At 66.5% G+C, this 14,401-nt stretch carries 11 protein-coding genes and 1 pseudogene; 8 read left to right on the plus strand and 4 right to left on the minus strand.

Going from position 1 to position 14,401, the window contains the following annotated elements; translation table 11 throughout:
* Positions 1–7: 7 nt before the first annotated feature.
* Positions 8–3,619, plus strand: a complete 3,612-nt coding sequence (metH, locus tag ABZU75_RS21905; protein WP_355557093.1) for a methionine synthase — start codon at positions 8–10, stop codon at positions 3,617–3,619.
* A gap of 472 nt (positions 3,620–4,091) precedes the next feature.
* Positions 4,092–4,739 (plus strand): leucine-rich repeat domain-containing protein, encoded by a 648-nt coding sequence (locus ABZU75_RS21910; RefSeq protein ID WP_355557064.1) that lies wholly within the window; start codon positions 4,092–4,094, stop codon positions 4,737–4,739.
* Positions 4,740–4,878: 139 nt separating this feature from the next.
* Here the strand turns inward: ABZU75_RS21910 and ABZU75_RS21915 are convergent, their stop codons facing one another.
* Positions 4,879–5,019, minus strand: coding sequence for an ATP-binding protein (locus tag ABZU75_RS21915; RefSeq protein ID WP_355557067.1), 141 nt, complete (start codon positions 5,017–5,019; stop codon positions 4,879–4,881).
* Between the two features lie 126 nt (positions 5,020–5,145).
* Here ABZU75_RS21915 and ABZU75_RS21920 point away from each other — a divergent pair, with 126 nt between their 5' ends.
* Complete coding sequence (locus tag ABZU75_RS21920) at positions 5,146–5,364, plus strand: hypothetical protein (RefSeq protein ID WP_355557070.1); 219 nt, start codon at positions 5,146–5,148, stop codon at positions 5,362–5,364.
* Between the two features lie 133 nt (positions 5,365–5,497).
* Positions 5,498–6,013: a hypothetical protein gene (locus ABZU75_RS21925; RefSeq protein ID WP_355557073.1), complete on the plus strand. Its 516-nt coding sequence runs from the start codon at positions 5,498–5,500 to the stop codon at positions 6,011–6,013.
* 283 nt (positions 6,014–6,296) lie between these two features.
* Here the strand turns inward: ABZU75_RS21925 and ABZU75_RS21930 are convergent, their stop codons facing one another.
* A complete protein-coding gene (locus ABZU75_RS21930; protein ID WP_355557076.1) occupies positions 6,297–7,190 on the minus strand; it encodes an NYN domain-containing protein in 894 nt (297 codons plus the stop codon).
* 800 nt (positions 7,191–7,990) lie between these two features.
* On the opposite strand from ABZU75_RS21930, the gene ABZU75_RS21935 reads away from it, so the two are divergent.
* Positions 7,991–8,695, plus strand: a complete 705-nt coding sequence (locus ABZU75_RS21935; protein WP_355557079.1) for a restriction endonuclease — start codon at positions 7,991–7,993, stop codon at positions 8,693–8,695.
* A 454-nt stretch (positions 8,696–9,149) separates the two neighbouring features.
* A pseudogene (locus ABZU75_RS21940) lies at positions 9,150–9,203 on the plus strand (hypothetical protein); the annotation flags it as partial.
* Between the two features lie 324 nt (positions 9,204–9,527).
* Here the strand turns inward: ABZU75_RS21940 and ABZU75_RS21945 are convergent.
* Both ABZU75_RS21945 and ABZU75_RS21950 read right to left on the minus strand, forming a co-directional pair.
* Positions 9,528–10,835 carry an MFS transporter gene (locus ABZU75_RS21945; RefSeq protein ID WP_355557082.1) on the minus strand — a complete coding sequence of 436 codons (1,308 nt, stop codon included), beginning with the start codon at positions 10,833–10,835 and terminating at the stop codon, positions 9,528–9,530.
* A gap of 290 nt (positions 10,836–11,125) precedes the next feature.
* Positions 11,126–11,608 (minus strand): IS5 family transposase, encoded by a 483-nt coding sequence (locus tag ABZU75_RS21950; RefSeq protein ID WP_355557096.1) that lies wholly within the window; start codon positions 11,606–11,608, stop codon positions 11,126–11,128.
* Positions 11,609–11,639: 31 nt separating this feature from the next.
* On the opposite strand from ABZU75_RS21950, the gene ABZU75_RS21955 reads away from it, so the two are divergent.
* Entirely contained in the window at positions 11,640–12,155 is a 516-nt protein-coding gene (locus ABZU75_RS21955) for an alpha/beta hydrolase (protein ID WP_355557085.1), read from the plus strand.
* A gap of 1,003 nt (positions 12,156–13,158) precedes the next feature.
* Positions 13,159–14,322, plus strand: a complete 1,164-nt coding sequence (locus ABZU75_RS21960; RefSeq protein ID WP_355557088.1) for a hypothetical protein — start codon at positions 13,159–13,161, stop codon at positions 14,320–14,322.
* Positions 14,323–14,401 lie beyond the last annotated feature (79 nt).

The raw sequence follows: 14,401 nt of genomic DNA on the forward strand, positions 1-14,401 counted from the left end.
GAACGGCGTGCCGAAAGCGGGCGGCCAGGCACTGCGGGAGCTGCTGGACCGGCGGATCGCGGTGCTCGACGGGGCCTGGGGCACGATGCTGCAGGGCGCATCGCTCACCCCGGCCGACTATCGCGGCGAGCGGTTCGCAGAGCACCCGCGTGACCTGACCGGCGACCCGGACCTGCTGAACCTGACCCGCCCCGACGTCATCCTGGACATCCACCGCCAATACCTCGCGGCGGGCGCGGACATCACCACCACGAACACCTTCACCGCGACCGGCATCGGCCAGGCCGACTACGGGCTGGAGCCATGGGTGCGGGAGATGAACCTGCGGGCCGCCCAGCTGGCGCGCCAGGCCGCGGACGAGGTGGGCGGACGCTTCGTGGCCGGCTCGATCGGCCCGCTGAACGTCACGCTCTCGCTCTCCCCGCGCGTCGAGGACCCGGCCTACCGGGCGGTGACGTTCGACGAGGTCCGCGCCACCTACGCCGAGCAGATCCGGGCACTGGCCGACGGCGGGGTCGACCTGCTGCTGATCGAGACGATCTTCGACACGCTCAACGCGAAGGCCGCGATCGCCGCCGCGCGCGAGGTCGCCCCGCACCTGCCGCTGTGGATCTCGGTGACGATCGTCGACCTGAGCGGGCGCACGCTGTCGGGCCAGACCGTCGAGGCGTTCTGGAGCGCGATCCGGCACGCCGAACCGCTCGTGGTCGGCGTGAACTGTGCGCTGGGCGCCAAGGAGGCGCGCCCGCACGTCGCCGAGCTGTCGCGCCTGGCGGACACCTACGTGGCCTGCCATCCCAATGCCGGCCTGCCCAACGCGTTCGGCGGCTACGACGAGACCCCGGAGGAGACGGCGGCGCTGCTCGACGAGTTCGCCAGGGCGGGCATGGTCAACGTCGTCGGCGGGTGCTGTGGGACCTCGCCGGGGCACATCGAGCGGATCGCGGCCGCCGTGTCCGGCCTCCCGCCCCGCCAGATCCCGGCGCCGGCGGCCCGCACCCGGTTCAGCGGCCTGGAGCCCTTCGAGATCGGCTCGGACACCGGATTCGTCATGATCGGGGAGCGCACCAACGTCACCGGCTCGGCGCGTTTCCGGCGCCTGATCGAGGCGGACGACCACCAGGGCGCCGTCGACGTCGCGCTGGAACAGGTACGCGGCGGGGCCAACCTGCTCGACGTCAACATGGACGCCGACCTGCTCGACAGCGAGCGGGCGATGACCACCTTCCTGAATCTGATCGCGACCGAGCCGGAGGTCGCCCGCATCCCGATCATGATCGACAGCTCGCGCTGGAGCGTGCTGGAGGCCGGGCTCAAGTGCGTGCAGGGCAAGGGCGTCGTCAACTCGATCAGCCTCAAGGAGGGCGAGGAGTCGTTCCTGGAGCAGGCGCGGATCATCCGGGGCTACGGGGCCGGCGTGGTGGTCATGGCCTTCGACGAGCAGGGACAGGCCGACACCGTCGAGCGCAAGGTGTCGATCTGCGCCCGCGCCTACGACCTGCTGACGCAGAAGGCCGGGTTCGCCGCCGAGGACATCGTGTTCGACCCCAACGTGCTCGCGGTCGCCACCGGCATCGCCGAGCACAACGGCTACGCGAAGGCGTTCATCGAGGCGCTGCCGCTGATCAAGCAGCGCTGCCCGGGGGCGCGGACCAGCGGCGGCATCTCCAACCTGTCGTTCTCCTTCCGGGGCAACGACGTCGTACGTGAGGCGATGCACTCGGCGTTCCTCCTGCACGCCGTGCGCGCCGGCCTCGACATGGGCATCGTCAACGCCGGGCAGCTCGCGGTCTACCAGGACATCCCCGCGGACCTGCTCGAACTCGTCGAGGATGTGATCTTCGACCGGCGTCCGGACGCCACCGACCGGCTCGTCGCCTTCGCCGAGACGGTGAGCGGGTCCGGCACCCGCCGGGTCGTGGACCTGTCCTGGCGGGAGGCGCCGGTGACGGAGCGCCTGTCGTACGCCCTGGTGCACGGCATCGTCGACTTCATCGAGGCCGACACCGAGGAGGCCCGGCAGCTGAAGGCGAGCCCCCTGGAGGTGATCGAGGGGCCGCTGATGGACGGGATGAAGACCGTGGGCGACCTGTTCGGCGCGGGGAAGATGTTCCTGCCGCAGGTGGTCAAGAGCGCCCGGGTGATGAAGCGTTCGGTCGCCTACCTTGAGCCCTACATGGAGGCGGAGAAGGAACAGGCGCGGCTGGAGGGGCGCCTGGACAGCGGCCGAGGGCAGGGCAAGGTGGTGCTCGCCACCGTCAAGGGCGACGTGCACGACATCGGCAAGAACATCGTGGGCGTCGTGCTGGGCTGCAACAACTACCAGGTCATCGACCTCGGGGTGATGGTCCCGGCCTCGGTGATCCTGGACACCGCGGTCGCCGAGGGCGCCGACGTCGTCGGACTCTCCGGGCTGATCACCCCGTCACTGGACGAGATGGTCACCGTCGCCGAGGAGATGCGGCGCCGCGGGCTGAAGCTGCCCCTGCTGATCGGCGGCGCCACGACGTCGCGCCAGCACACCGCGGTCCGCATCGCCCCCGCCTACGACCACAGCACGGTCCACGTGCTCGACGCCTCCCGCGTCGTCGGCGTGGTCTCCGACCTGCTGGACACCGCGCGGGCCGGAGAGCTGGACGCGAGCAACCGCGCCGACCAGGAGCGCCTGCGCGAGCAGTACGCGGGCAAGCAGCGCACCCCCCTGCTGGCCATCGACCGGGCTCGGGCGAACCCCGAGCGGGTCCCGTTCGACGATCTGCCCGTCCCCGACTTCACCGGCGTCCGCACCGTGCGGCCGGACCTGGCCGCCCTCCGGGAGGTGATCGACTGGCAGTTCCTCTTCCTGGCCTGGGAGCTGAAGGGCAAGTACCCGGCGATCCTCGACCAGCCGGTGGCCCGCGAGCTCTTCGACGACGCGAACACCCTGCTCGACCAGATCATCGCCGAGGGCCACTTCCAGGCCGTGGGCGCCTACGGCTACTGGCCCGCCCACTCCGAGGGCGACGACATCGTGCTTGAGCACGGCCTCCGCCTGCCGATGCTGCGCCAGCAGACGGCCAAGCCCGAAGGCCGGCCCAACCGGTGCCTGGCGGACTACCTGGCTCCGACGGGAGACCACCTCGGCGGGTTCGCCGTGGCGATCCACGGCGCCGAAACCCTCGCGGACGCCTACCAGGCCCAGAACGACGACTATCGGGCGATCATGGTGAAGGCCCTCGCCGACCGGCTGGCCGAGGCGTTCGCCGAGCACATCCACCTGGAGGCGCGGCGGGCCTGGTTCGAGCCGGACGCCGATCCCCGCATCGAGGACCTGCACGCCGAGCGCTTCCGCGGCATTCGTCCCGCGCTCGGCTACCCCGCGAGCCCGGATCACAGCCAGAAGCGGGACCTGTTCGACCTGCTCGGTGCCGACCGGCTGGGCATGGGCCTGACCGAGTCGTTCGCGATGACACCCGCGGCCAGCGTCAGCGGGCTGATCTTCGCCCACCCGTCGTCGCGGTACTTCACCGTGGGGCGGGTCGGCAGGGACCAGGTCGAGGACTACGCCCTGCGGCGCGGCCTCGACCTCGCGGAGGTCGAGCGCTGGCTGCGCCCCAACCTCGCCTACGATCCGGAGTGATCTGATCCGTCGGCCGGTGCCGAGGGCCGCTGACGGCCCCGGCCGACGGGATTCACCTCTAAAACCACCGCACAAACCATGACGCCCTGCTGTAGGAGACCTGCCATGAAGTCCTCCAAGGGCTGATCGATTTCCTGCTGGTTTCATCAGGTCCAACGGATCGGCCCGGCGCCTCCACCTGAGTAGCGGGACGCTCGCCGGGACGGTTCCTGGCTGGAGCGGATGAGTGGCCCTCCGCCAGGGGCGGCGCGACGAGCCCAGAGTGGTGCCGCGAGACGGCCGTAACGGCAGGCGGTTCTCCTCAATGACGGCCATCTGTGGCCAGGCCGTCCCATGACTTACAAGTCGTTCTCCAGCGCCGGTCTCTAGCGTCATCGTCGACCCTCCTGTCCGAAGCGGCCGAGGAAGGGCCGGAGACCGGTACGGCGCAGGGGCGAGCCCAGGCGCGTGAGCGACAAGGAGAAGAGAGATCATGATGGACTCCGAGGCAGGCCAGGCGATCGCCGTCACACGGATCACCGAGTGCTTGGAGGACGAATCGACCCACCTTGACCTGTCCGGTCTCCGGCTGAGCACGATGCCCGAGTCGCTCGCCCAGCTCACCGCCCTCAAACGGCTCGACCTGCGCGGCAATCGGTTGACCGCGCTGCCCGAGTGCCTGGGGAATCTCACCGCCCTCGAAAAGCTCGATCTGGGCGGCAATCGGTTGACCGCGCTGCCCGAGTGGCTGGGGAATCTCACCGCCCTCGAAAAGCTCGACCTGTTCTACAACCAGTTGACCGCGCTGCCCGAGTCCTTGAGGAACCTCACCGCCCTCGCCTGGCTTGACCTGGGCGGCAATCGGTTGACCGCGCTGCCCGAGTGGCTGGGGAACCTCACCGCCCTCACCTGGCTCGACCTGTATAACAACCGGCTGACCGCTCTACCCGAGTCGCTGGGGAACCTCACCGCCCTCGAAGAGCTCGATCTGGGCGGCAACCAGTTGACCGCGCTGCCCGAGTCCTTGAGGAACCTCACCGCCCTCACCTGGCTCGACCTGGGCGGTAACCAGTTGACCGCGCTGCCCGAGTCTTTGAGGAACCTCACCGATGCTGCCTGGTTCGGCCCCGACGGTCGCTAACCGATTGCGGTCCCGCACTTCCTGTGAGCCTTAGAACTCCTAGTGTCTCGCTCGCCGCCGAGAGCATCTGGGACGTCGTGGTCGCCTGTCCGGGGTGGTTGCGGACCACCATGAACCGGGAGGTCTGACCCTCGTACGGTCAGGCCTCGGAGAGCCGGAACCAGACCACCCGGCCGGTCGGGGTCTCGTACCAGCCCCAGGAGGTGGACAGTTCCTGGACCAGCCAGAGGCCGCGTCCGCCGCCGCTGTCGGGGTCGATGTCCGGGCAGATCCGGGGCACCTGTCCGGTTGATCCGGCGTCGATGACGTCGATGTGGAGCGTTCCATTGTGGTTCGCGACGGCGACGGAGACGGAGACGGAGACCCGGCCGTCGGGGTGACGGCCAGAGTCGGATATCCCCGGGCGGTGGCCGAGGGATTCCAGGTCATCCTGACCAACGACGCCCGGCAGATGCAGCGCCCCCGGGAGGTCGAGGCGATCGCCGCTTCCGGGCTGCACCGGATCGAATACCCACACAAGCACCCCGGCATGATCGCCACCGTCGCCGCCGGACTGCCCGCTGCCTTGCCCTTGCTCGCGGTGGCGAGCCATACAGTCTTCACTCGTGCGTCGCCCCAGTTCTGACGTGGGTTTTCAGGGCCACATCAGCACTGTTTCAGCCCTGCGTGTGACGATATCGACAGCGCGATGGAACGGGACAGTACGCCCCCACACGCGACAACAACTCACATACACTTCTAGAAAATGGAGCCAATTCATGATCCGAGCAAGGAAACTGACAGGCAGGATCGCCCGCATCGTCAGCACGGTTTCCGCCGCTGCGAGTATCGCGGTAATCTTCAACCTCACCGCCGTATCGGCGCACGCGACACCTTCAGGAACAGTCAGCGTGGCGACATCCGCACCTATCGACATCCGCGGGGGTGACATTACGGTGCGGGAGGTTATCGCCATCGCCGAACGGCAGGTCGGTGAACCCCTGGAGTCACTGAAAAGCGCTACGGGGGCCATCGCTCGTAAAGGAACGATGACGGCCGACGACTTCTACCAGCTGGTCGCCGAAGGCAACTTCGAGCGATTCGACTGGCAGCGAACCATCGAGCCTCCACCGTTGGAAGGCACCTTCAGCGACGTCGTCCCGCTGACAATAGGGACCACCCCAGAATTCATAGTCGGAATATTAAATGCGCGCATATATAACGTTGTCGTTACTTGTGTCGCCAACGACGAAGGAAAGTCCTGGCAGTGCGACGTCGACGTCCGACCGGCCTAGCTCTTCGGTTGTAGGCGGGGCGCTGTTAACGAATGTGCTATTACTGAGATTGAATCACCAGGGTTAGGGCAGCTCGAAGGGCAGGCCAGTCTCGTTGAAGAATCCGGTGATGAGATCAGGTCGATATTGCATGCGTTTCAGCCAGGTCTTGATGATCACGTTGCCCCACATCGGCACGAGCGGCGCGCCAACCTGCTGGTGGGCGGCCTCCAGCAGGTTGGCGTAGCCACGTTCGGGAAGCTGCGCCGCTCGCCTTTGCGCCCCGGTGCTCGGATCCGGTAGATCAACCGGCTCCGAGCACCGGGCTTGTTGTCACTGCGGATCCGTCGAGAGCGCCGTTGTTGTCGGGAACGTCTTGAGTCGGTGGGTCGGCCGCTTTTCGGGGTGGGTTTGCTGGTGGGGGTTTGGGGCGTTTGGTGTGGTGGCGTTTGTCGCGGACGTAGACGATCGCGGGTTTTCCATCGCTGGGGATGCGGCGATTCAGCTCGAACAGGGCTGTCGCGGCCATCAGATCGCTGAGCTTGGTGTAGCCGTAATTACGGGAATCGAAGTCCGGACGTTGCTTGGTAATGATGTGGCCGACGTAGCCCAGATGGGCCCATCCGTCGTCGTCGGAGGAGGTTTCCACGGCGGTGCGGAGCTGGTTGACCAGCGCGGTGTCTTTCTTCAACGTCGAGGCCAAGGTGCGTGGAGCCGGTTCGGGTGCTGAGCCGGAAGAGATGGTGGAGTTTTGGAGGCGGATGAGGTTTTCGATGTGGATGAACTTGTCGCACGCTGCGACGAAGGGCTGGGGGGTTTTGCGTTCGCCGAATCCGTACACGGTGAGGCCGGATTCTCGGATCCGGGCGGCCAAGCGGGTGAAGTCGCTGTCGCTGGAGACGAGGCAGAATCCGTCGAAGCGTCCTGAGTACAGTAGGTCCATCGCATCGATGATCAGCGCCGCATCGGTGGCGTTCTTACCTGTGGTGTAGGCGAACTGCTGGATCGGCTGGATCGACTGGGCAAGCAACCGCTCTTTCCAGCCTCCCAGGCTCGCGCCTGTCCAGTCGCCGTAGGCGCGTTTGACGTGCGCGGTGCCGTAGGTGGCGATCTCGGCCAGCAACGCCTCGACGATCGCGGGTTGGGTGTTGTCGGCATCGATGAGCACCGCGAGCTTGGCAGCGTTCTCACTGACCATGAGGTCAGCATGCGGGGGAAGCCGTCGCGGTTCAAGAGTCCGCATGGCCCTGTCGTCGTGGCACGCATCCGTACGCCCCCTAAGCTCGCCTGCGGACCCCCGATGCTCTCAACTCACCACGATCGCCCCACCCGAACAACCAACACTCTGTGCCACCGATCCGTAACTCACTCCCTACCCCTCGAGACCCACCTCTCGCCGTGCAACGACACCGATCCCCTTTCAAGCTCATCCTGACTCGCCCGTCACCAGGTGCAGACCCGGGCCCAACTCTGCTCGCATGACCACCGCGGTGGCGTATGAGGCATCCGGGCAGCTCCCGCTGCTACGTCAAAGAAGCGACAATCTGCTCACCCGGTGGAAACACACTTATCCATTCTCTGCTTTCCCGAACACCGCGAATGCGGGCTCATCTGTCGGTGGTGCGTGTTTATATCTCCCATAAGCCGCTACACGGCGAAACACCACCACCATTTTCAGGGAGCAGTCATGTCGCGAGGCAGGTATTATCGGCGTGGGCATTGGGTCAATAGACCGAAACCGAAAAGCGCGAAAGGATCCGGCTGGGTCCTCCTGGCCGCCATCGCCGCCATCGCATGGTTTTGGAACCAGAGCGGCACGGAGCAGCCCGCCCCCGCCCCCGCCCAACCGCCGTCCTCGGTGTCAGAGCCCGCACCCCCGGCACAGGTCCTGGCCCCCGAGCAGGTTGCCGACGCCGGCCAGGAGCCGCCGCCCGAGCCGACCGGGGCGCCGTGAAACGCCTCACACGCGCACTGCGGCGGCGCCTTCCCCGGCTACGAATGCCCGCCGGACCGGTGGAATGGTGCGCCGCCGCCGTCATAACACTCATTGCCGGATCTTTCGCGATTCAAATCATCGGCGTCGTTGTCGACGCGATTTTCGGTACCTGGTACATCGGGGTTTCCGTGGGAGTGTGCGCTGTTCTGGCGATTATTGGATGGTCTCAACTCAAAGCCGTTGCCGCCCGGCACCGTTCTGAGCGGCTGCGCCATCTGCAGCTGACGCTGCCGCAACTGGATGCGATGAATCCCACTGATTTCGAGCGGGCCGTGTGCGACCTCATGATTCGAGACGGCATCGCGGCCCGGCACGTGGGACAGCGCGGAGACAAGGCGGCCGACGTCATCGGCCGCGAGCGCAGTGGCTACGTCATCGTCGTGCAGTGCAAGCACACCACCACCGCCGCCAAGGTCGGCTCCCGGGTCATCTACGAGGTCAACGGCACGGCCGCCGCCGCGCACGGCGGCGACGTCGCCGTGGTGGTCACCAATGGCTCCTTCACCCGCGATGCCCGCCAAACGGCCGACGACTTCCGGATTCACCTGCTGGGCCGCGACGAGCTCGGCCGCTGGGCCGCCGGCGAGACGTCCCTGCAGCATCTGCTGAGACTGACCACCCCGCTGCGCCGCTGGCGGCGTCTGCGCCACACCTCTTCCCGGCTCATCCGCCACCCCGCCCCGCACCACGACACCCTTCAACCCTGAAACGAAGGTGCGCCGAACGGGTACGGTGTCGCGGACCGTAATTTCTGCTTGCGTTGCGTGACAAACTCCAGTCCCCTGGGCTTTTGTCGCTGTCCGAGGAGATGTTCGGGAGGGCTGGCGCTATCGCTGTCCATCGGCCCAAGGTCCTGGCTTCCGTGGGCCTCCCGCTGGCGGCTTTGCTGTTTTCCTGGTCAGGCGGGGAACCATCCTTCACTATTTTCGTGGACGCAACCGTCGACCGCCGACAAGGATTGATCGTGGACGAGACAGAGTTTCCGCCCTCCCTGGGTAAGGTTGCGCCACGTGGACTGGCGGCCAACGGGATAACCCGTTACGAACAGTTGGCCGCCCGGTCCGAACGCGAACTCCTGGACATCCATGGAGTCGGACCGAAGGCCATACGAATCCTCCGTGAGGAGTTGGCATCCCGCGGTCTGAGTTTCCGCGATGACTGATGCTTGACGTGCTGGGATGTGCTGCTGCCGAGACGGCCGACATCCTGGGCACGTCGGTCGGTTCGGTGACGAGCGCACTTCAACGTGCGCGGGTGACCCTCGCAACGAAACAGGCGCCGTCGGTCCCGCTGGATCCATCGTCTGAGGTGCTGCTCGCGCGGTACTGCGAAGCGTTCGAGAACGATGACGTCGACGCCCTGGCCGGGCTTCTGCACGAGGACGGCAGGACATCGATGCCTCCATTCCCCTGGTGGCATCGGTGTCCTGCCCGCCGGCGACGGAAGAGGGCACCGAGCAGCGGAAGCCGAAAATCGCTTCGATCTCACCCTGCAGCACTGCGACGTCGACCGCAGGCCTGGCCGGGGCCGAGGAGGCGCTCATCCCGTCACCGTCCCAGCGCCCGCGGGGAGCGAAGAAGCGTGCGCGTGCACCCACCAGGCGAGCGGAAGTGCGATCAGCACCACCGCCTGGATCGCGAGCAACGCCGGAACGATGCCCCAACGGTCTGCCACCAGGCCGGCTCCCAGGGCGACGAGCGCGTAGAGCACGCTGCCGAGCAGCGACGCAAGCGAACCCATCGTCGCGCGTTCCCGGTCGGTGAACTCGCGCTGCAGCAACGTCTGCTGGGCGATTGTCGACATGCCGTAGGCCGGTGACCCAAGCAGCACGGGCGAAAATACCGTCGGCTTGACCAGCGCCACGAAGTTCGCCACGTTGTCGAACAGCTCACCGAACAGCAGAGTGCGGGCCGCGCCCACCCGGCCGATCACCCAACCACTGACGCGGAAGCCGACGAAGGCCACACCATGGCCGAAGGTGCGCCACAGGCCCAGCGCCCAGAGCGGCCACAGCCCTGCCACGAAAACAGGCGACAACTGGGCCGCGCTTTCGCTGCTGTAACGAAGCGCCGACACCAGAGTCATCCGGCGGAGCACCGGATTACGGCGGATGCCGCGCAGGGCCGATCCGAGATGCACCAGCACGTTCGATTCCAGCGGGCCGTGCACCCGCGGTTCCCGGACCCGCAAGGCGACGAGCACGCACAGCACCTGCGGCACGACCGACAGCACGACCACCACACGCAGCGACCACGCGCCGGCGACCACGCCACCCATGGCTGCCGCCAGTGCGAGCGCGATCTGGAACATCGAGTTCACCCGGCCCGAGTGCCGGGGGAACTCCTCCTCCCGGCCGGCTTCGAGCAACGTGTCGTAGAGCAGAGACTCGTTGTTGCCGCTCCACAGTGAGGTCGCCAATCCCTCCAGCACAACAGCCGCCAGGAGGAGGCCGTAGCCCGAAGCGCCGGCGTACCCGAGATGGGCGGCCATCATGACGACGGCACCGGCGATCATCGTGCCGCGTCGGCCGAGGCGGTCGGAGAGCACCCCGGTAGGGACTTCGAACGCTGCCGAAGACAGCATCTTCACCGCCAGGAGGCTGGCGGCAGCGGTGTACGAGCCGGTGACTTGCGCGAAGTAGATGACCATAATCGGCCCGTACATGCGGAAGTCGCCGAAGAAGTTGAACCAGCTCAGCAGGCGGACATTCCGGTTGACAGTCTGATCAGCGGAGTTCGGAGCAGGCGGAGCTGACCTCGACCGTTGAGATTTCCTGCCGAACGGGGCAGCGATCAGGCGTTCGACCAGGACACGTACACGGAGCAGTGAAGAATGACGAGCGGACACAGCAGAACTCCCGGAAAGGCGAACGGAGACGCCAAACAGCGCCAAGGGCCGGTGACACGTGTCACCTCGCCCCGGCGACCGGGATGTGTGCTGACTTTGCTGCTACACGCGCGGCGTTACAAGCCTGCGACTGCGGTCACCAAGGGGCGAACGGGAGCTCCGGTCATCGTTGTAGACATCAGTGCTCCTCAATTCCCCAGGCGGACGGGATTCCGCAACAGCTTCAACTCTAGCGACCGAAGGACCTACGTGTCCGCTGAATCACGGACACAACGGCGGGTAACCGCGCCTCATGGCCGCTTGAGCCAATCCAGGATGGCGGCGAGGACAACGCCGCCGCGGTAGACAACGGCATGCTTGTCGTAGCGGGTGGCCAGACCGCGCCAGTTCTTCATCCGGTTGAAGAACCGTTCCACGACGTTGCGGTTCTTGTAGTCCTCGCTGTCATGGGAGACGGGCCGGCCACCCCGGGAGCCACGACGCCGGCGGTGCCCCGCCTGGTCTGCCGGCTCAGGAATGACCGTCTTGATGCCACGCGCCCGCAGCATCGCTCGATGGCCACGTGACGAATAGGCCTTGTCCCCCCGCAGCAGTTCAGGCGTGGTGCGGGGCCGGCCGGGGCCTTTGCGGGCCACCCGCAGCTCGGCGAGCAGCTTGGGCAACGCCGGCGAGTCCCCGGCCTGACCAGGGCTGACAAGCACCACGAGCGGGCGGCCTTTGCCGTCGACCAGCGCGTGTGTCTTGGTGGTCAGGCCGCCGCGTGACCGGCCGATGCCATGATCGTCGGGCTCGACAAGCTGATTCGTGTCATTCGGCGGCCTCTACGCACGCCACTATGCGCAGCGTTTCCCCGACGAGGTGGCGGGCTTGGTCCTGGTGGAGCCCGAACACGAGGACTACGACTCCTACATGCCCCAGAAGCTGAACGAGCTGTACCAGGCATGGGACCCCGACGAGGTGTTGCCCGAGGAGTTGCCCGACGAGATCGTCCAGTTCTACCGTGTCGCCCACGCCGGGACGGGCAAGACCTGGCCGGGGACCAGCGGAGAGTATTCCCTCAGCAAGAAGCACCCCGTCATGGCGAAGGTCCTGGCCGGTGTGACGCAGGTAGAGGAGTGGCCGGTCACCGCGTGCGGAGAGGTCGCCGCGATGAACGCGTACCTCAACAGCGCCGGCATCACCGATGTGTCCAAGATCCCCCGGGACACCCTCTACTTCCATGCCCAGACCTGGAACGCCATGGCCGGCAAGTGGCAGGCCCGCTCCGGGTGCGGGAACTGCCGCCAGTGGGTGACGAAGATCGGCGCGGCCTGGATCTGAAACCCGCCCTCGCCGCCTGTTTCGGCCGCCGTTCTATTGTGCACAGTGACGGCCGGCCTTGCCCGGGACGGCGAGCCAAGGGCCGGGACGCCGATCCCCAGGTCGTCAAGGTGCTGGGCATGGAGGTGTTCCGATCCGACGTACCGGCCACGGCCGGACTGGACCGCAGTGCCTCCGGTGGAGTGGTGGAACAGACGGCGCCACGCCATCTGGGTGGGGAAACTCGTACACCATTTCCGTGGACGCGACCCTCTGGAGAGAGCCACCGCTGAGGCGCCGAAACGACTTTGGGGCTGCCGACCCCTTTAGCAAACCCAGCAGCCCTGTCCGGGCCGTTCTTACGTGATCACCGCCTGCTCACCGGAATGCCTTCCGAGAGCAGCCGGGGCGATCGGCATTTCAGTCATTACTTGCTATCTCTCCATACAGTGTCCAATATTGTTTCTGGAACACCGGCACGGGCGGGCTCCTTTTCGGTGAGTGGGGAGCGTTCCGCACGGTCATCTACGGCCCTGGCATCGCCGATGCCAGGTGACCCGGTTCCAGCCTGTGCGGTGAGACTGTCGCATCGTCGGCGAGCAGGTAAACGAGCAGCTGAAGCGCATCATTCAGCAAGGTTTGACAGGCCGCCGGGATTCGGATCCTGGCGGCCCCTTGCATGTCCAAATAGATGTAAGAGGTCCCATGTGCGGCGAGTGTGAGCGTGTGTTCACCGGTTCCAGCCCACCGGTATCCCGGGTGAATATCTGAGCGAGCTCCGCCGGCAGTGGCGTGTCTTTCGCGCGTTATGTGCACGATTCACGGTCGTGGCGGCGGTGGATTAATAGAACCGCTTTACCTGGCCGATCTCACGGGACGGGCCGCGCGAACCAAATGATGACAGCAGCCGGTATGGACTTACAAATGCCGCGCGCAGCGTCGAGGAAACGTTCCCGGAAAGCGTGGTACCCCTGTCGGGCCCCCCGGAACCGAACAGGAAAGGAAACGTGTGAGAATGCGCCTTTTGCTTGCTGGGTCAGTCGTGGTGTCGAGCCTCGGTCTGTGGGGCGCCGTACCCGCCAGGGCCGCTGAAGCACCGGTGAACGCGACCGTGGAGTGCGGCAACGTCGCCGGGCTGATCAATGCCGTCAACCAGGCGAACGCGAATATCGGGGGTGGCACGATCAAGCTGGCCAGGGGGTGTGCCTACCGCTTCGAGGATGACTATCTGGACTCGGGTAACGCCCTGCCGGCCATCACCCGGACGGTCACCATCATCGGCGAGCACTCGACCCTGATCCGCTCCTCGTACCACGGGGCGAACCTGTTCCGCATTCTCGCGGTCAACAAGGGGGGCAGGCTCACTCTGAAGGGCGTCACCGTGACCGGTGGCGACACCCCGGGAGACGGCGGCGGTATCACCAACGAGGGGACACTGCGCCTGGAGCGCAGCACCGTCGCCGGAAACCAGGCCGGCGGGGATGGCGGGGGGATCTCCAACGAGGGCGGTACCGTCACCCTCGTCGACAGCCGCATCCTGGTCAACGTGGTCACGAACCCGAACCCGAGCCCGAACGCGGAGGAGGCCGGGGACGGCGGCGGCCTCAGCAACAACGCGGCCGGCACCCTCACGCTCCTGAAGACCACGGTCTGGGGCAACACGGCGGACGAGGGCGGTGGCGGCATCCAGAACCAGGGCACGCTCGTCATCGAGAAGAGCCGCATCAAGAACAACGAGGCTCGTGACGACGACGGCGGCGCCATCAACAACGAAGGCACCGCGATCATCAAGGACAGCGAGATCGAGGAGAACTGGGCCGGCATCGAGGGCGGCGCCATCAACAACGGCGAGGACGCGACGCTGAACGTCTTCGACACGTCCTTCGAGTTCAACACGGCGGGCCGGGACGGCGGCGCCATCAACAACGAAGGCACCGCGATCATCAAGGAGAGCGAGATCGAGGAGAACCAGGCGGGCCGTAACGGCGGGGGCATCAACAACGAGCAGGAGGCGGGAGCCGACACGGCCCAGCTGACCCTCGACTACACAACGGTCGAAAAGAACCGCGCCGCCGGGGTCGGCGGCGGCATCAACAACTGGGTCGGTGCCCAGGTCACGCTCAAGAAGAGCGAGATCGTCATGAACCTGCCCACGAACTGCGCGGGGAACGTGCCCGGCTGCTGGTGACCTCAGTCTCGTTGTCAGGCCCTCGCATCGGGTGGATGGCGCACAGGGCCGCCCCGGTGGCCGCCGCGCGAGCGGCGGC

This window comes from Streptosporangium sp. NPDC005286, from assembly GCF_040607515.1.
Taxonomy (GTDB): Bacteria; Actinomycetota; Actinomycetes; order Streptosporangiales; family Streptosporangiaceae; genus Streptosporangium.